The organism is Streptococcus sp. STC1396 (assembly GCF_058933875.1).
In genome coordinates, this window is sequence record NZ_JBZYCU010000025.1 from 13398 (window position 1) to 29642 (window position 16245).

Annotated in this window: 17 protein-coding genes and 2 pseudogenes; 18 read left to right on the forward strand and 1 reads right to left on the reverse strand. The window is 45.2% G+C overall.

From position 1 onward, the window contains the following. Nucleotides 1-5 precede the first annotated feature (5 nt). The 18 genes and pseudogenes from rpoC to AC5FEC_RS08685 form a co-directional block, all read left to right on the forward strand. Complete coding sequence (gene rpoC / locus AC5FEC_RS08600; RefSeq protein ID WP_493661921.1) at nt 6-3650, forward strand: DNA-directed RNA polymerase subunit beta'; 3645 nt, start codon at nt 6-8, stop codon at nt 3648-3650. Nucleotides 3651-3895: 245 nt separating this feature from the next. After that, a complete protein-coding gene (locus AC5FEC_RS08605; protein WP_493661922.1) occupies nt 3896-4273 on the forward strand; it encodes a DUF1033 family protein in 378 nt (125 codons plus the stop codon). Nucleotides 4274-4347: 74 nt separating this feature from the next. Beyond that, nucleotides 4348-5289 (forward strand): competence type IV pilus ATPase ComGA, encoded by a 942-nt coding sequence (gene comGA / locus AC5FEC_RS08610; RefSeq protein ID WP_493661923.1) that lies wholly within the window; start codon nt 4348-4350, stop codon nt 5287-5289. Beyond that, complete coding sequence (gene comGB / locus AC5FEC_RS08615) at nt 5237-6253, forward strand: competence type IV pilus assembly protein ComGB (RefSeq protein WP_493661932.1); 1017 nt, start codon at nt 5237-5239, stop codon at nt 6251-6253. The genes comGA and comGB overlap by 53 nt, the downstream gene beginning before the upstream one ends. Then, nucleotides 6250-6567 (forward strand): competence type IV pilus major pilin ComGC, encoded by a 318-nt coding sequence (comGC, locus tag AC5FEC_RS08620; RefSeq protein WP_493661924.1) that lies wholly within the window; start codon nt 6250-6252, stop codon nt 6565-6567. Before comGB ends, comGC begins: the two co-directional genes overlap by 4 nt. Continuing rightward, nucleotides 6527-6961, forward strand: a complete 435-nt coding sequence (comGD, locus tag AC5FEC_RS08625; protein WP_217472450.1) for a competence type IV pilus minor pilin ComGD — start codon at nt 6527-6529, stop codon at nt 6959-6961. Before comGC ends, comGD begins: the two co-directional genes overlap by 41 nt. Then, nucleotides 6927-7220 carry a competence type IV pilus minor pilin ComGE gene (comGE, locus tag AC5FEC_RS08630; protein WP_187423908.1) on the forward strand — a complete coding sequence of 98 codons (294 nt, stop codon included), beginning with the start codon at nt 6927-6929 and terminating at the stop codon, nt 7218-7220. Before comGD ends, comGE begins: the two co-directional genes overlap by 35 nt. Further along, the gene (gene comGF / locus AC5FEC_RS08635) at nt 7183-7641 is read left to right on the forward strand and encodes a competence type IV pilus minor pilin ComGF (protein ID WP_439655310.1); all 459 of its coding nucleotides are present in this window, start codon (nt 7183-7185) and stop codon (nt 7639-7641) included. The genes comGE and comGF overlap by 38 nt, the downstream gene beginning before the upstream one ends. Further along, nucleotides 7622-8002: a competence type IV pilus minor pilin ComGG gene (gene comGG, locus AC5FEC_RS08640; RefSeq protein ID WP_493661925.1), complete on the forward strand. Its 381-nt coding sequence runs from the start codon at nt 7622-7624 to the stop codon at nt 8000-8002. Before comGF ends, comGG begins: the two co-directional genes overlap by 20 nt. Nucleotides 8003-8082: 80 nt before the next feature. Next, nucleotides 8083-9036, forward strand: coding sequence for a class I SAM-dependent methyltransferase (locus AC5FEC_RS08645; protein ID WP_304949293.1), 954 nt, complete (start codon nt 8083-8085; stop codon nt 9034-9036). 48 nt (nt 9037-9084) lie between these two features. Continuing rightward, entirely contained in the window at nt 9085-10278 is a 1194-nt protein-coding gene (locus AC5FEC_RS08650; protein WP_493661926.1) for an acetate kinase, read from the forward strand. A 142-nt stretch (nt 10279-10420) separates the two neighbouring features. Next, nucleotides 10421-11132: pseudogene (locus AC5FEC_RS08655) on the forward strand (CPBP family intramembrane glutamic endopeptidase). A gap of 171 nt (nt 11133-11303) precedes the next feature. After that, nucleotides 11304-11924 carry a hypothetical protein gene (locus AC5FEC_RS08660; protein ID WP_493661927.1) on the forward strand — a complete coding sequence of 207 codons (621 nt, stop codon included), beginning with the start codon at nt 11304-11306 and terminating at the stop codon, nt 11922-11924. Nucleotides 11925-12100: 176 nt separating this feature from the next. Beyond that, on the forward strand, nt 12101-13054 hold the full coding sequence (gene folP / locus AC5FEC_RS08665; protein ID WP_493661928.1) for a dihydropteroate synthase: 954 nt from the start codon (nt 12101-12103) through the stop codon (nt 13052-13054). Nucleotides 13055-13056: 2 nt separating this feature from the next. Further along, a complete protein-coding gene (locus tag AC5FEC_RS08670; protein WP_493661929.1) occupies nt 13057-14400 on the forward strand; it encodes a bifunctional folylpolyglutamate synthase/dihydrofolate synthase in 1344 nt (447 codons plus the stop codon). Next, on the forward strand, nt 14381-14935 hold the full coding sequence (folE, locus tag AC5FEC_RS08675; RefSeq protein ID WP_217472437.1) for a GTP cyclohydrolase I FolE: 555 nt from the start codon (nt 14381-14383) through the stop codon (nt 14933-14935). Before AC5FEC_RS08670 ends, folE begins: the two co-directional genes overlap by 20 nt. 27 nt (nt 14936-14962) lie before the next feature. After that, nucleotides 14963-15775 carry a 2-amino-4-hydroxy-6-hydroxymethyldihydropteridine diphosphokinase gene (gene folK / locus AC5FEC_RS08680; RefSeq protein WP_493661930.1) on the forward strand — a complete coding sequence of 271 codons (813 nt, stop codon included), beginning with the start codon at nt 14963-14965 and terminating at the stop codon, nt 15773-15775. A 24-nt stretch (nt 15776-15799) separates the two neighbouring features. Beyond that, nucleotides 15800-16003, forward strand: a pseudogene (locus AC5FEC_RS08685) (ATP-binding protein); the annotation flags it as partial. Nucleotides 16004-16012: 9 nt separating this feature from the next. Here AC5FEC_RS08685 and AC5FEC_RS08690 read toward each other — a convergent pair. Continuing rightward, nucleotides 16013-16245, reverse strand: a 233-nt coding sequence (locus AC5FEC_RS08690) for a hypothetical protein (protein WP_493661931.1), incomplete at its 5' end; no start/stop codon positions are given.

Below are 16245 nucleotides of genomic sequence, written 5' to 3' on the forward strand. Positions count from 1 at the left end.
AAATAGTGGTTGATGTAAATCGTTTTAAAAGTATGCAAATCACCCTAGCTTCTCCCAATAAGGTCCGTTCATGGTCTTATGGGGAAGTGAAGAAACCTGAAACAATCAATTACCGAACCCTGAAACCAGAACGCGAAGGCCTTTTTGATGAAGTGATCTTCGGTCCAACCAAGGACTGGGAATGTGCCTGTGGTAAGTACAAACGGATTCGTTACAAAGGAATCGTCTGTGACCGCTGTGGTGTTGAAGTAACCCGCGCCAAGGTTCGCCGTGAGCGTATGGGTCATATCGAGTTGAAGGCACCTGTTTCACATATTTGGTACTTTAAAGGAATTCCAAGCCGCATGGGGCTCACTCTAGATATGAGCCCTCGTGCCCTGGAAGAAGTCATTTATTTTGCGGCTTATGTGGTGATTGATCCTAAGGATACACCGCTAGAGCACAAGTCAATCATGACGGAACGTGAGTACCGTGAACGTTTACGCGAGTACGGTGCAGGCTCATTTGTAGCCAAAATGGGAGCAGAAGCTATTCAAGACCTCTTGAAACAAGTGGACTTGGAAGCTGAAATTGCTGTCCTCAAAGAAGAATTGAAAATTGCTTCAGGCCAAAAACGGGTCAAGGCTGTTCGTCGTTTGGATGTCTTGGATGCTTTCTACAAGTCTGGCAATAAGCCAGAATGGATGGTTCTTAACATCCTGCCAGTTATTCCGCCAGATTTGCGCCCAATGGTTCAGCTGGATGGTGGTCGTTTTGCGGCTTCTGACCTCAATGATCTCTATCGTCGGGTTATCAACCGGAACAACCGTTTGGCTCGCTTGCTTGAGTTGAACGCACCTGGCATCATCGTTCAAAATGAGAAGCGGATGCTTCAAGAAGCGGTTGATGCTTTGATTGATAACGGTCGCCGTGGCCGTCCAATTACTGGACCAGGCAGTCGTCCACTCAAGTCTCTGAGCCACATGCTCAAAGGGAAACAAGGTCGTTTCCGTCAAAACTTGCTGGGTAAACGGGTTGACTTCTCAGGTCGTTCCGTTATCGCCGTTGGTCCAACTCTTAAGATGTACCAATGTGGTGTGCCACGTGAAATGGCGATTGAGCTCTTCAAGCCGTTTGTGATGCGTGAAATCGTTGCCCGTGACATCGTGCAGAACGTAAAAGCTGCCAAACGCTTGGTAGAGCGTGGAGATGAGCGTATCTGGGATATTCTGGAAGAAGTAATTAAGGAACACCCAGTGCTTCTGAACCGCGCACCGACTCTTCACCGCTTGGGAATCCAGGCCTTTGAGCCAGTTCTGATTGACGGTAAAGCTTTGCGTTTGCACCCACTGGTCTGTGAAGCCTACAATGCCGACTTTGACGGTGACCAAATGGCCATCCACGTACCATTGTCTGAAGAAGCGCAGGCTGAAGCTCGTATCCTTATGCTGGCTGCTGAGCATATCTTGAATCCGAAAGACGGAAAGCCAGTTGTAACACCATCTCAGGATATGGTCTTGGGGAACTACTACCTGACCATGGAAGAAGCTGGCCGCGAAGGCGAAGGTATGATTTTCAAGGATATGGATGAGGCGGTTATGGCCCTCCGTAATGGCTATGTTCACCTGCATACCCGTGTTGGTATTGCAACGGACAGTCTGAATAAGCCTTGGACAGAAGACCAAAAGCATAAGATTCTCATGACAACGGTAGGTAAGATTCTCTTTAACGACATCATGCCGCAAGAACTGCCTTATCTGCAAGAACCAACTAATGCTAACTTGACAGAAGGCGTACCAGCTAAATATTTCTTGGAGCCAGGTAAAGACATCAAATCTGCTATTGAAGCTCTAGAGCTAAATATTCCGTTCAAGAAGAAAAATCTAGGAAACATCATCGCTGAAATCTTCAAACGCTTCCGCACGACGGAAACATCTGCTCTGTTGGACCGCTTGAAAGACCTAGGTTACCACCATTCTACTCTGGCTGGTTTGACAGTGGGTATCGCTGATATCCCAGTTGTTGAAGACAAGGCTGAGATTATTGAAGAATCCCACAAGCGCGTGGACCAAATTACTAAGCAATTCCGTCGCGGTATGATTACTGATGACGAACGCTACAATGCAGTTACTGCTGAGTGGCGGGCAGCTCGTGAGAAATTGGAAAAACGTTTGGTTGCCAATCAGGATCCGAAGAACCCTATCGTTATGATGATGGACTCTGGAGCTCGGGGTAACATCTCTAACTTCTCCCAGTTGGCCGGTATGCGTGGTCTGATGGCTGCGCCAAATGGACGTATCATGGAGTTGCCAATCTTGTCTAACTTCCGTGAAGGTCTGTCCGTTCTGGAAATGTTCTTCTCAACCCACGGTGCTCGTAAGGGTATGACCGATACGGCCCTTAAGACAGCCGACTCAGGTTACCTGACTCGTCGTTTGGTTGACGTGGCCCAAGATGTGATTATCCGTGAGGACGACTGTGGCACAGACCGTGGTTTGCTCATCACTTCTATCACAGAAGGCAAGGAAATGATCGAATCTCTGGAAGAGCGTCTCAATGGTCGTTACACTAAGAAAACAGTTAAACATCCAGAAACTGGTGCTATCATTATTGGTCCAAATGAATTGATCACAGAAGATAAGGCACGTGAAATCGTTAATGCTGGTGTTGAAGAAGTGACCATCCGCTCCGTCTTTACATGTAACACCCGCCACGGTGTCTGCCGTCACTGTTACGGTATCAACTTGGCAACTGGTGATGCAGTTGAAGTCGGTGAAGCAGTCGGAACCATCGCTGCCCAGTCTATCGGGGAGCCTGGTACACAGCTGACTATGCGTACCTTCCACACGGGTGGTGTTGCCTCTAATACCGATATCACTCAAGGTCTTCCTCGTGTCCAAGAAATTTTTGAAGCCCGCAATCCGAAAGGGGAAGCGGTCATCACAGAAGTCAAGGGTGAAGTTACTGCTATCGAAGAAGATGCTTCAACTCGTACCAAGAAGGTATTTGTCAAAGGTGCAACTGGTGAAGGTGAATATGTGGTGCCATTTACAGCTCGCATGAAGGTTGAAGTGGGCGACCAAGTCTCTCGCGGTGCTGCCTTGACTGAAGGTTCTATCCAGCCGAAGCACTTGCTGGCTGTCCGCGATGTCTTGTCTGTTGAAACCTATCTGCTTGCTGAGGTACAAAAGGTTTACCGTAGCCAAGGGGTAGAAATCGGTGACAAACACATCGAAGTAATGGTTCGCCAGATGATCCGCAAGGTGCGCGTCATGGATCCAGGAGATACCGATCTTCTTATGGGAACTCTCATGGATATTACAGACTTTACAGATGCTAACCGTGATGTGGTTATCTCAGGCGGTGTGCCTGCGACAGCCCGTCCAGTTCTCATGGGAATCACTAAAGCTTCCCTTGAGACAAACAGCTTCCTGTCTGCGGCTTCCTTCCAGGAAACAACTCGTGTCCTGACAGATGCTGCTATCCGTGGTAAGAAAGACCATCTGCTCGGACTCAAAGAAAATGTTATCATCGGTAAGATTATTCCAGCTGGTACCGGTATGGCTCGATACCGTAACTTGGAACCACAAGCAATCAATGAAGTTGAAATCATTGATGAAGTTGTGGAAACAGCTGAGACTGAAGAAGTTGAAACAACTGTAGAATCATAATGTAGCTCTTTGTCAACTGTCATAGGTTGCTGTCAGCTAAGAATTGGAGAGGATCAGTTTGGTCTTCTCCTTTTTTACTCTGAAAGAGACCAGCAGGCTATGTCTTGAAGTCTTTATGAACACCTGCTCCTGCAGTGATATCTGTGCTTTTTGTACAAAAATAAAACTTTGTCCAAGCTGTAAGCAAAATAGTTTCATTATCAAAGGATTTTATATATAATATACGGTACAAAGAGAGGATGCGTATGTACTGTGTAATAGAAATGTTTGGGGATTGTGAGCCTTGGTGGTTTTTGGAAGGCTGGGAAAGCGATATTATCGAGAAAAGGCAGTTCGCAGACTATTATGATGCTTTGAAATATTATAAATCCCGCTGGGAGGAGATGGTGGCGTGCTCACCATTTTATAGAAGTCGCAGTGATTTAATGACTATTTTTTGGGATCCAAAGGAGAAAAGATGGTGTGAAGAATGCAATGAAGATATTCAGCAATATCATTCCCTCTTTTTACTGGAAAATGAGTGTCGGATTTCTAAGGATAAATTCCGTCCAGGTTATATTAAGCAAAATGGGACAGAAAACCATCGGGCCTGCCCTGTGAGGATTAAAACAATTCAAAAATAGAATAAAATATGAAGGTTGGGATTTTTCTCAGCCTTTTCTTTTTTCTTTTGCGAATAATAAGGTAAGGAGGACTTATGGTTCAAGAAATTGCAAAGGAAATGATTCAGTCGGCTAGGCAGGAAGCGGCCCAAGATCTTTATCTGATTCCCAAGAGCTCTTGCTATGAGCTCTATATGCGAGTGGGTGATGAGCGGCGTTTCATTCAAACCTATGATTTTGATTTATTATCATCGGTCATCAGCCACTTTAAGTTTGTATCAGGCATGAATGTAGGGGAGAAGAGGCGCAGTCAGCTAGGTTCCTGCGATTATGATTGTGGAGATGTTACAGTTTCGCTTCGTCTGTCGACTGTCGGGGATTATCGTGGCTATGAGAGTCTGGTGATTCGGCTCCTGCACGATGAGGAGCGTGAGCTGAGTTTTTGGTTTGACAATCTGCCTGCTCTTCGTGAAAAAGTACATTCTCGTGGCCTTTATCTGTTTTCAGGACCAGTTGGTAGTGGAAAGACGACTCTGATGCACCAGCTGGCTCAGATGAAATTTGGGCAACAACAGGTCATGTCTATCGAAGACCCTGTGGAAATCAAGCAGGAAAACATGCTCCAGCTTCAGCTGAATGAAACGATTGGGATGACCTACGATAGCCTCATCAAGCTGTCTCTGCGTCACAGGCCGGACCTCTTGATTATCGGTGAAATCCGCGATCAAGAAACGGCTCGTGCGGTGGTAAGGGCTAGTTTGACAGGGGCAACGGTCTTTTCAACTATCCATGCTAAGAGCATTCGCGGAGTGTATGAGCGCCTGCTGGAGCTGGGTGTCAGTGAGGATGAGCTGCGCATGGTGTTACAGGGCGTCTGTTACCAGCGCTTAATCGGGGGAGGAGGTGTGATCGACTTTGTCAACCAAGACTATCAAAAGCACGAAGCCAATCTCTGGAACCAGCAGATTGACCAGCTTTTTGCAGATGGACATATCACAGCTGATCAAAGGCAGGCAGAAAAAATTATCTACGCCTAAGCAAAAGAAGATTATCGAGCTGTTTCGCAATCTCTTTACCAGCGGTTTTCATCTGGCGGAAATTGTCGATTTTCTACGGCGGAGTGCCCTTTTAGAAGAGGCCTATGTTGCGGAAATGCGTTCGGGTTTGGCTGCTGGCCAGTCGTTTTCGCAGATGATGAAGCGTTTGGGCTTTTCAGATAATGTGGTCACCCAGCTATCTTTGTCAGAGCTGCATGGAAATCTAAATCTTAGTTTGGGTAAAATCGAGGATTATCTGGAAAATCTATCCAAGGTCCGTAAGAAATTGATTGAGGTGGGGACTTATCCCTTGATGCTGCTTGGGTTTCTAGTGCTGATTATGCTAGGCTTGCGTAACTACCTTCTGCCTCAGCTGGATAGTCAAAATATGGCTACTCAGTTCATTCACCATCTACCGCAGATCTTTCTGGGAAATGTTTTGGCGTTTTGCTTGGTGATTTGCGGTGGCTGGTTCTATTATCGCAAGAGCTCTAAGATGAGATTTTTCAGTCGTTTGGCCAAGGTCCCTCTTGTTGGTACCTTAGTGCGGGCCTATCTGACAGCCTACTATGCGCGTGAATGGGGCAATATGATTGGTCAAGGGCTGGAATTAAGCCAGATCTTTCTCATCATGCAGGACCAGCCGTCTCAGCTCTTTCAGGAGCTGGGGCGAGACTTGGAGACGGCCTTAGGTGCAGGTCAGGGCTACGCCGAGAAGGTCAGCACTTATCCCTTCTTTAAGAAAGAGCTAGCTCTCATTATCGAATACGGTGAGGTCAAGTCCAAGTTGGGTGACGAATTGGAATTGTATGCCGAAAAGACTTGGGAAGAGTTTTTCCTGGGAATCAACCGTGCCATGAATCTGATACAGCCTCTCGTATTTGTCTTTGTCGCCCTTGTGATCGTTTTGCTCTATGCAGCCATGTTGTTGCCTATTTATCAAAATATGGAGATTCAATTATGAAAAAATTAAAAACTTTGAAGGTTAAAGCTTTTACTTTGGTGGAAATGTTAGTCGTTCTTTTAATCATCAGCGTCTTGATGCTCTTGTTTGTTCCGAATTTGACTAAGCAAAAGGATACTATCTCAGAAAGCGGCGATGCGGCCGTAGTCAAGGTGGTAGAAAGTCAGGCTGAGCTTTATGAATTGAAGAATGTTAATGAAAAAGCTACTCTAGGAAAATTGGTTGCTGATGGTCGGATTACCGATAAGCAGGTGGCATCCTATAAGGCTTACTATGGAAAAAACAGTAGTGAAGCTCGTGCAGTTGCGGATTAAAGCTTTTACCTTGCTGGAAAGTCTCTTGACTTTATTTGTGGTCAGTTTTATTTTATTAGGTCTATCTAGCTCTGTTCAGGCTGGTTTCAATCAAGTGCAGGAGCAGTTATTTTTCATGGAATTTGAGCATCTTTATCAGGAGAGTCAAAAGCTGAGTCTGGCTGGGCATGAAAAGATAAAGCTGACCATTTCGGACCGTAAGATTTCCAATGGCTACCAGCAGGTGGAATTTCCCAAGACCTTGCAGGAGCATGCTCCTCAGACCATTCAGTTTGATCAGGCTGGCGGGAATTCTTCGCTCAGCAAGATTGTTTTTCAAACGGAGGATAAAAAAGTTGTTTACCAGCTTTATATGGGCAATGGAAAATTTAAAAAGACGACGAATGAAGGCTAGCATTTTGCTGGAGGCTCTGGTAGCAATGGCGGTTTTTGCAGCTATTGCCAGCCTCCTGCTTGGGCAGATTAGTCAGTCGCGGCAGGAACAGACTCGTTTATTGCAGGAGGAGGAAGTGCTGCGGGTTGCTCGGATGGCCATGCAGACGGGGCAGGAAAGTCTGACAGTCAATGGCATCACGGTCCGCCAGGTCAAGACCGACCGACAATTAACCGTTTATCATCAGGAGGAGAAGGTGCTCAGTGTTAAAAAACGTTAGAATCAAAGCTTTTACACTTTTAGAGACTTTAGTTGCCCTGCTGGTTTTGAGTGGTGGGATGTTAGTTTTTCAGTCTATGACTAAGCTTTTGGCTTTTGAACTACGACATCAACAGGAAAATAAGCAGCAGGAATGGCTCTTATTTGTCGATCAGTTAGAGACAGAGCTATCACGCAGCCAATTTGACCGGGTCGAAAACGACAAAATCTATATCAAACAGGATGGCAAGAATCTGGCTTTGGGCAAATCTCGGGGTGATGATTTCCGGAAAACGGATGCTTCAGGGCGTGGTTATCAGCCTATGATTTATGGACTTAAAGCTGCTCCGGTCAGTCAGGAGGGAGACCTTGTCCGCTTTCGCTTCCGGTTTGACAATGATTTAGAAAGAGAGTACATCTATCGTGTGCAAGATAAAAGTTAAGGCAGGCATCTTGCTTTATGCCCTCTTCATGGCAGCGGTCTTCAGCTTAATTTTGCAGTTTTATCTGAATCGGCAGGTGACCAATCAACGCTTGTTTCAAGCCAATCGGGAGCGAACAGAGGCCTATGCTTTGGCTGTTTTGACCAAGGATACCGTCACAGATGATAGCGGTCAGTTAGCATTTGACCAAGGGAGCACCCATTATCGCCAGCAGGGGAAAATGCTGGAGGTCAGTAGCCAACTCGCCAATCAGAAGAGCTATTCTTTCTATTTTGAAAATAAGAAGGAGGCAGAAACGAAGACAAAAAATGCTAAAGAAAATGAAGAACATTTGTTTTCAATCGACAAAAACCGTAAGTGATAGAAATGTAAAAGATTTGTAATCCGATCCCCCTTGGAAAGACGTCTTCTTTTTGGTATCATAAGACAACGGAGGATGCCATGAAATTTGAAAAGATAGAACGAGCTTACAACTTGATTTTAGAAAATGTGCAAAATATCCAAAATGCTCTGGCAACCAATTTTTACGATGCCTTGATTGAGCAGAATGGGATCTATCTGGACGGGGATACCGATTTACAAGAAATTCTGAAAAATAACGAGAAGCTTCGCGCTTTGCATTTGACTAAGGAAGAGTGGCGTCGGGCCTATCAGTTTATTTTTATGAAGGCCTCTCAAACAGAGCCGCTTCAAGCCAATCATCAATTCACGCCTGATTCGATCGGTTTGTTGATTAGTTTTTTGATTGACCAGCTGGCAAAAGGTGAAAAGGTCGATCTTCTCGAAATTGGAAGCGGTATGGGAAATCTGGCTGAGACCATTCTCAATCATACTCAAAAAAATATTGATTATCTAGGTTTGGAAATTGACGATTTACTGATTGATTTGTCCGCTAGCATTGCTGAGGTCATGAATTCCAAGGCACATTTTGCCCAAGGTGATGCTGTGCGGCCTCAGGTTCTGAAAGAAAGTGATCTGATTATCAGTGATTTGCCAGTGGGCTATTATCCAGATGATGCAGTTGCAGACCGTTATGAGGTTGCCAGCCCGGAGGAGCATACGTACGCCCATCATCTCTTGATCGAGCAGTCGCTGAAATATTTGAAGCCGGGAGGCTATGCTATCTTTCTCGCACCAAATGATCTGCTGACGAGTAAGCAAAGTCACTTGTTTAAAAAATGGTTGCTTTCCAAAGCCCAGCTTTTTGCGATGATTGTCCTACCAGAAACTATTTTCTCAAGCAGTCAGCATGCCAAGACACTTTTTGTCTTAAGGAAACAAGAAGAGACAGACATTCAGCCTTTTATCTATCTCCTACAGGATTTGCAGAGCCAGAATGAGATTTTGAAATTTCGGGAAAGTTTTCAAAACTGGCGCAAAGATAGTGAAATTTAAACAAATTTTTGATATAATAGGTTTGAAAACGCTTAAAGAGGTGACGAAATGTCAAAAACTATTTCTATTAATGCTGGAAGTTCGAGTTTGAAATGGCAGCTTTATTTGATGCCAGAAGAAGAAGTGCTCGCAAAAGGCCTGATTGAACGGATCGGTCTCAAGGATTCTATTTCTACAGTAAAATTTAACGGCCGTTCAGAAAAGCAAATTTTAGATATTTCTGACCATACTCAGGCTGTGAAAATCCTATTAGATGACTTGATGCGCTTTGATATTATCCAGTCTTATGACGAAATTACAGGTGTTGGCCACCGTGTCGTGGCAGGTGGGGAATATTTCAAGGAATCAGCTCTGGTAGATGAAGAAGTCATTGAAAAAGTCGAAGAATTAGCTCTTTTGGCTCCTCTTCATAATGGAGCAAATGCTGCGGGAATCCGTGCTTTCAAAGAAATCTTGCCTGATATTACCAGCGTCGTGGTTTTTGATACTTCTTTCCACACAACGATGCCAGAAAAGGCTTATCGTTACCCGTTGCCAACGAAATATTATACTGAAAACAAGGTTCGGAAATATGGGGCGCATGGTACCAGCCATGAATATGTCGCCCACGAAGCTGCGAAAGTATTGGGTAAACCGATTGAAGAATTAAAACTGATTACTTGCCATATCGGGAATGGAGCTTCTATCACAGCAGTTGATAAGGGAATTTCAGTAGATACTTCTATGGGATTCACTCCGCTTGGTGGTATTATGATGGGAACGCGCACGGGGGATATTGATCCAGCGATTATTCCATATTTAATACAACATACAGATGATTTTAATACGCCGGAGGACATCAGTCGTATCCTGAATCGCGAATCTGGACTTTTGGGCGTTTCTGAAAGATCAAGTGATATGCGGGATATTCATGCGGCGATGCGTGCAGGTGATGAGAAAGCTCAGTTGGCCAATGAGATCTTTGTAGATCGAATCCAGAAATATATTGGCCAATACTTAGCGGTTTTAAATGGAGCAGATGCAATCATCTTTACAGCTGGGATTGGCGAAAACTCTGTAACGATTCGTCGAATGGTTATCGAAGGAATTTCTTGGTTTGGCTGCGATGTCGATCCCGAAAAGAATGTCTTTGGTGCAACAGGAGACATCTCAACAGAAGCTGCTAAAGTAAGGGTTCTGGTCATTCCGACAGATGAAGAATTGGTCATTGCGCGTGATGTAGAACGTTTTAAGAATCAATAATCAACCACAAAGCCCTCACTAGGATTATAGGCCTAATGAGGGCTTTTGATTTGTTTTCATCCGTTTGCAAGTGATTGCGTAGCAATCATGGACATCTGTCTCACTTGCTTTTAGCAACATATTTAGAAATTAGCTGTACAGGATGGGAAATTTTCGCTATACTAAGAAAATAGGAGGAAAGTATGAAAAGTTTTTTGAAAAAAATAGAATATAGTTTACTTGTTTTGTTTGTGGCTTTGCAAACTCAGGTCCCTTTTGTAGTGATTCAACAGTTTAAAGAAGGAGGGCAAGGTTTTTCAATGGGGCAGACCTTGCTTGTCTTGATGATTTATTTACTCATTATCTTTTATGCCCTGCGAATGGCCAAGAAAGAGGCCTTGCTGACCTTAGATTTTCGATTTTTCAAATGGTCATCAGTCGGCTGGCTGGCTCTGTCTTATCTGATGACTTTTGGGGTTAGTATTTTGGCAGTGATTATTTTGATTTTAGAAGGTCAGCTTTCAGGAACGACAGCCAATCAAGCTGCTTTAGAAGGTTTATTTCAGCATATGCCAGTTGTTTTGGTTGTTGTGGGAGCTGTCTTTTCAGCACCGATTTTAGAGGAAATTATTTTCCGTGGCTTGATTCCGAAAAAGTTATTTCCTAAGCATGATGTGATTGGTTTGGTGGTCGGCTCAGTTCTTTTTGGTCTTTTCCACGGTCCGACCAATATTGGCAGTTTTGTCCTTTATGCTGGTATGGGTGGAGTTCTGGCATTTGTAGTTTATCAGACTAAGCGTCTGGAAATGGGGATTTTAGCCCATATGTTGCGTAATGGCCTCGCTATCCTAATCATGTTGGCCATGAAGCGCTAATGATAGTCAGTTGAGAGATGAAGAGGTCATTTTTGGCCTCTTTTTGACCTTTTAGGGTTAAAAAGTGTTTTTTTAGGATAGACAGCTAAGATGCTAATCCTTTTTCATTATAATTAAAGTTATAGTTCAGCTTTAGGGAGTGAAAGGGAGATTATGCTCAGATTACAAAAAATGATTCAAATTTTATTAGTGGCGATGTTGACTCAAGCAAGCTTGCTGCTTTTGGCCCAACCAGTGTCGAATCGGCTAGTCTTATCTAGGCCTAGTTTTCTCTTTATCCTTGGCCTGATTCTCTGTCTCTTGTGTTATGCCTTTTATTTTTCACATGAGCTAGAGGATTTTAAGGAAGAAGTGCGCTCTTCAGAACGATTTCAGCACTTGCGCTGTCTTTATTTTTTGATGATTGCAGCCAATGCAGTGGGTGTGGTTCTTCTCTGTGGTTGGGAGACCTCGCTGCTAGCACCCGTACAGCAAATGTTCTCAGACAGTTTTTTCTCTTCCTCATTATTGCTGCTGGGCATGGATTTATTTATCTCCTCACCACTGACTGCCAAGAAAATTACGCTAAAAGTGCGGATGAGCTATCGAGAAAATTGGGGGCTTGTGCTAGGGATTGCTCTCTTTTCTCTTTTTCGAAATCCTGGAGAATTGTCGTGTTTTCTTCTTTATCTTGGGTTAGGAACATGTTTTGTTCAGCTGTTAAAAGGGTGGGTGCAGCCATTGGAGCTGTCCTTGCTGGCTCATGTCATCCGAAATATTATCGTTCTCGGTCTTTTGCCCTTCTGTTTGTAAAAAGTGTTTTCTTAAATGGTAGAATTGTGGTAAAATGATAAGTGAAACAAGAGTCTGAAAGGGCTGCTTGTAGGAACAAGTGCAGTTTATAAAACTGCTGCTGCATCTGCTGTTAGCTTTGCGGTACACTAGATAGGTGTACCCTTTTTGTTAAGAGGCAGCATTGGAAAGGAAATATGATAAATCTAAGACAGCTTGCCCCTGAAGGCAAGACGGCCCTTTGCGGGATTCTCAATGTTACCCCAGATTCCTTTTCGGATGGGGGCAGATATGATTCGGTGGAAAAGGCTCTGGAGCAGGCTCGAAAGATGAGAGCTCAAGGAGCTCATCTGCTGGATATCGGCGGTGAGTCGACTCGTCCAGGTAGCCATTTTGTGGAAATAGAGGCTGAAATAGAACGAGTGGTGCCGGTCATTGAGGCTCTTCGCCGGGAGACTGATATCTTCATTTCTGTGGATACTTGGAAGGCACCAGTTGCAGAAGCAGCTTTGGCCGCTGGAGCCAATATCATCAATGATATCACGGGACTCTTGGGTGATGAGAGAATGGCAGTTTTGGCTGCCAAGGCTGGAGCACCAGTTATTGCCATGTTCAACCCAGTCATGGCTCGGCCCCAACATGCTAGCTCGAAAATCTTTCCGACTTTTGGCTTTGGACCTGCTTTTACGGAGTCAGAATTAGCAAATTTTGAGCAGCTGGATATTCAGGCTCTCATGTGGGCATTTTTTGAAAAGACACTGGAAAGAGCTGAGAAAGCTGGTCTGGAGAAGGAGCAAATTATGCTGGATCCAGGGATTGGTTTTGGTTTGACCAAGCGGGAAAATCTCTTGCTCTTACAGAAACTGAATAGCATTCATCGGGCTGGCTTTCCCATTTTTCTGGGGGTCTCTCGCAAACGCTTTTTAGTCAATATCTTGGAGGAAAATGGTTTTGAAACCGACCCAGAGACGGAAGCTGGTTTTCAAAATAGAGATCTGGCTTCAGCTCATTTGACCAGCATTGCAGCTAGTCAGGGTGTCGAGGCTGTCCGAGTGCATGATGTGGGAGTCCACCGAATGGCAGCCGAGATTGGCGATGCTATTCGACTGGCTCAGAAAATGGAAGATCTAAATTTACGGCAGTATAAGTGAGTATGATAAAAGAAGAATTGCCAGATTTAAGCTGGCTGGAAGCCTATCGGACGGATAGTCCTAATTTTGGCTTGGAGCGGATGGAGCAGATGCTGGCGCTGCGGGGAAATCCCCATTTGCAGCTGTCAGTGATTCATATAGGAGGGACCAACGGGAAGGGCTCAACCATTTCCCATCTGCGTCAACTCTTGGAAATGCGAGGTCTGCGTGTGGGAACCTTTACCTCTCCCTATCTGATCAGCTACAATGAGCAAATCGCCATCAATGGTCGTCCAATTCCCAATCAAGATTTGGAGCGCCTGCTAGAGACTTATCGAGCTCTCTTTGCGGAGCAAGCGAATGATGAGGTTTTGCAGGGAGTGACTGAGTTTGAAATCATGACGGCTTTGGCCTATGATTATTTGGCTCAGGAGCGGGTCGATGTGGCCATTATGGAGGTCGGCATGGGCGGCCTCTTGGACAGTACCAATGTCTGCCGCCCTGATTTGACAGCCATTACGACCATTGGCTTAGATCATGTGGCTCTGCTGGGGCATTCTCTGGCAGCAATTGCCGAGCAGAAAGCTGGGATTATCAAGCCAAATGTGCCCTTAGTGACTGGACGGATTGAGCCAGAAGCTCTAGCAGTCATAGAGGGCAAGGCTCATCAAATGCAAGCGCCTCACTATGTTTGTGGACAGTCTTATCAAGTTCAGAGCTTGGGCGGGACTGACTCAGGAGAGCATTTTAGCTTTTCCAATACTCATCGGGAGGCGGAGCATTACCAGACGCCTTTGTTGGGACAACATCAGGTAGATAATGCTGGTTTGGCGATTCAGCTCTGTGACCTCTATTGTCAGAGCAAGCAGCTACCGTTGTTAACAAAAGAGCAAATAGACACTGCTTTACTGGCGACAAACTGGCCGGGGCGGATGGAGCAGATTTCGCACCAGCCTCGCATCATTCTCGATGGCGCCCACAATTCTCATGCTATGGAGAGATTGACGAGGACTTTGAACCAACATTATCCAGACTTGGATAAGAGAATCCTTTTTAGCTGTATCCAGACCAAGTCTCTGGAGGAAATGGTAGGTCAACTCAAGCAAGTACCTAAGAGTCAGCTGATTTTGACCAGTTTTGCAGATCCACGGAGCTTTTCCAAAGAAAAAATGGAGGCGCTGGCTTGCGAGCAGGGCTTGAACTATGCTGATTGGCAGGACTTTTTAGAGGCTTATTTGAAAGCTGAGCATAGGAACGATGAGCTCTTGCTGATTACGGGCTCCCTTTATTTCCTAGCTCAGGTTAGGGCCTATATCATTGACAAAGAAAAAGAATCTAGGAGTGAATATGGACACGAAGAAAATTGAAGCGGCTGTTGCCCAGATTATTGAGGCGATTGGCGAAGACGGAAGCCGAGAAGGTTTGCAGGAGACACCTCAGCGCATTGCCAAGATGTATCAGGAAATCTTTGCTGGGCTGGGCGAGACGGCTGAGGAGCATTTGGCCAAGTCTTTTGAAATCATTGACAATAATATGGTAGTGGAGAAGGATATTTTCTTTCATTCCATGTGTGAGCACCACTTCCTGCCATTTTACGGGAAGGTTCATATCGCCTATGTGCCTAATGGGCGGGTAGCAGGCTTGTCCAAGCTGGCCCGAACGGTAGAGGTCTATGCCAAGAAACCGCAGATTCAAGAGCGATTGACCGTAGAGATTGCAGAGGCCTTGATGGACTATCTAGGTGCTCAGGGAGCCTTGGTCTGGGTGGAAGCTGAGCACATGTGCATGAATATGCGCGGAGTCAGAAAGCCTGGCACTGCAACGGTTACTACAGCGGCGCGCGGCATTTTAGCGACGGACAAGGATCTGAAAAATGAAGCTTACAAACTGATGGGGCATTAAGGACTTGACAATAAGGAGAGGATAGTCATGGATCAGCTACGGATTAAGGATTTGGAAGTGTACGCCTATCATGGTGTTTTTGGAGCGGAAAAAGAACTGGGCCAGCGTTTTGTGCTGGATCTGATTTTGGACTATGATATGACTCGAGCGGCCAAAACAGGCGACCTGACAGCTTCTATCCACTATGGAGAATTGGCTCAAGATTTGACCCACTGGTGTCAGGAAAGCAAGGAGGACTTGATTGAGACGCTGGCTTACAAGCTGATTGATCAGATTTTTCTGACCCATCCTTTAGTGCAGAAGGTCAGCTTGGAGGTCAAGAAGCCTTGGGCACCAGTGCCGCTGCCTTTAGAGACCTGCTCAGTCAAGCTAGTTCGTCAAAAGCGGAAAGCCTTTATCGCTCTGGGCAGCAATCAAGGTAGCCCAGCTGCCAATCTGGATGCTGCTTTGGAAAAAATGGTAGAGCAAAATATAAGAATTTTGCAGGCATCAAGTCGTATCGAGACAGAGCCTTGGGGTGGTGTTGAGCAGGATCCGTTTCTCAATCAAGTTGTTGAAGTTGAAACTTGGCTCAATCCTGAGGAATTAATGCAGACCCTGCTGGCTATCGAAGCGGAACTAGGGCGCGTGCGGGAGATCAAATGGGGACCGCGTGTGATTGATCTAGATATCCTTTACATAGGACAAGAAGAGTTTTATAGTCCGGACCTGATTGTTCCTCATCCTTATGTGGCTGAACGAGCTTTTGTCTTGCAATCTCTGGTGGAAATCGCCCCACACTTTGTCGATCCCGTGCAGAAAAAAAGTATCCGCCAACTCTGGGATGTAGTCGAAAAGTGAGAAAAGAAACTTGTCGCAAGGCAGGCCTTTTCTCAGGAGAATCTGGCAGTAGGAGAACAACTCTTTTACCAGAGTGACCAAAGCCGCAATTCAGCTAATCCCCATCATGGTATCGGCTTAGCCCTTTCTAAGCAGGTAGCTCTCTTGCACAGTGGTTGTCTGACCTTGCTCAATCCAGACCAAGGAGAAGCCTGTGTCGAGTTGACAGTAGCTTTAAAAGGCAAATAACAAAGGAAATCAATCAAGATGATAAAAGAGAGTGGGACAGACAGCCATGACGATATAGCCGTCACCCACAGAAACACGAAAATAAAGAAAACAGCCCTCATTTAGAAGTATAATATAAGTGAGGGCTTTGTGGTTGATAATTTCTTGAATCTCACTTTCGCGGGACAAACTAATCCACTCTACCGACGAGTACCCCAAAATATCGCCTTGAGCATGAGTATAAAAATACGACAATGTTATCG

Bases quoted from the DNA above. Each gene is read 5' to 3' on its own strand.
- folK (WP_493661930.1), top strand. From the start codon at position 14,963: ATGGATCAGCTACGGATTAAGGATTTGGAAGTGTACGCCTATCATGGT.
- comGE (WP_187423908.1), top strand. From the start codon at position 6,927: ATGGAAAATTTAAAAAGACGACGAATGAAGGCTAGCATTTTGCTGGAG.
- comGC (WP_493661924.1), top strand. From the start codon at position 6,250: ATGAAAAAATTAAAAACTTTGAAGGTTAAAGCTTTTACTTTGGTGGAA.
- AC5FEC_RS08605 (WP_493661922.1), top strand. From the start codon at position 3,896: ATGTACTGTGTAATAGAAATGTTTGGGGATTGTGAGCCTTGGTGGTTT.
- comGA (WP_493661923.1), top strand. From the start codon at position 4,348: ATGGTTCAAGAAATTGCAAAGGAAATGATTCAGTCGGCTAGGCAGGAA.
- AC5FEC_RS08670 (WP_493661929.1), top strand. From the start codon at position 13,057: ATGATAAAAGAAGAATTGCCAGATTTAAGCTGGCTGGAAGCCTATCGG.
- folP (WP_493661928.1), top strand. From the start codon at position 12,101: ATGATAAATCTAAGACAGCTTGCCCCTGAAGGCAAGACGGCCCTTTGC.
- AC5FEC_RS08650 (WP_493661926.1), top strand. From the start codon at position 9,085: ATGTCAAAAACTATTTCTATTAATGCTGGAAGTTCGAGTTTGAAATGG.
- folE (WP_217472437.1), top strand. From the start codon at position 14,381: ATGGACACGAAGAAAATTGAAGCGGCTGTTGCCCAGATTATTGAGGCG.
- comGB (WP_493661932.1), top strand. From the start codon at position 5,237: ATGGACATATCACAGCTGATCAAAGGCAGGCAGAAAAAATTATCTACG.
- comGD (WP_217472450.1), top strand. From the start codon at position 6,527: ATGGAAAAAACAGTAGTGAAGCTCGTGCAGTTGCGGATTAAAGCTTTT.
- AC5FEC_RS08660 (WP_493661927.1), top strand. From the start codon at position 11,304: ATGATTCAAATTTTATTAGTGGCGATGTTGACTCAAGCAAGCTTGCTG.
- AC5FEC_RS08645 (WP_304949293.1), top strand. From the start codon at position 8,083: ATGAAATTTGAAAAGATAGAACGAGCTTACAACTTGATTTTAGAAAAT.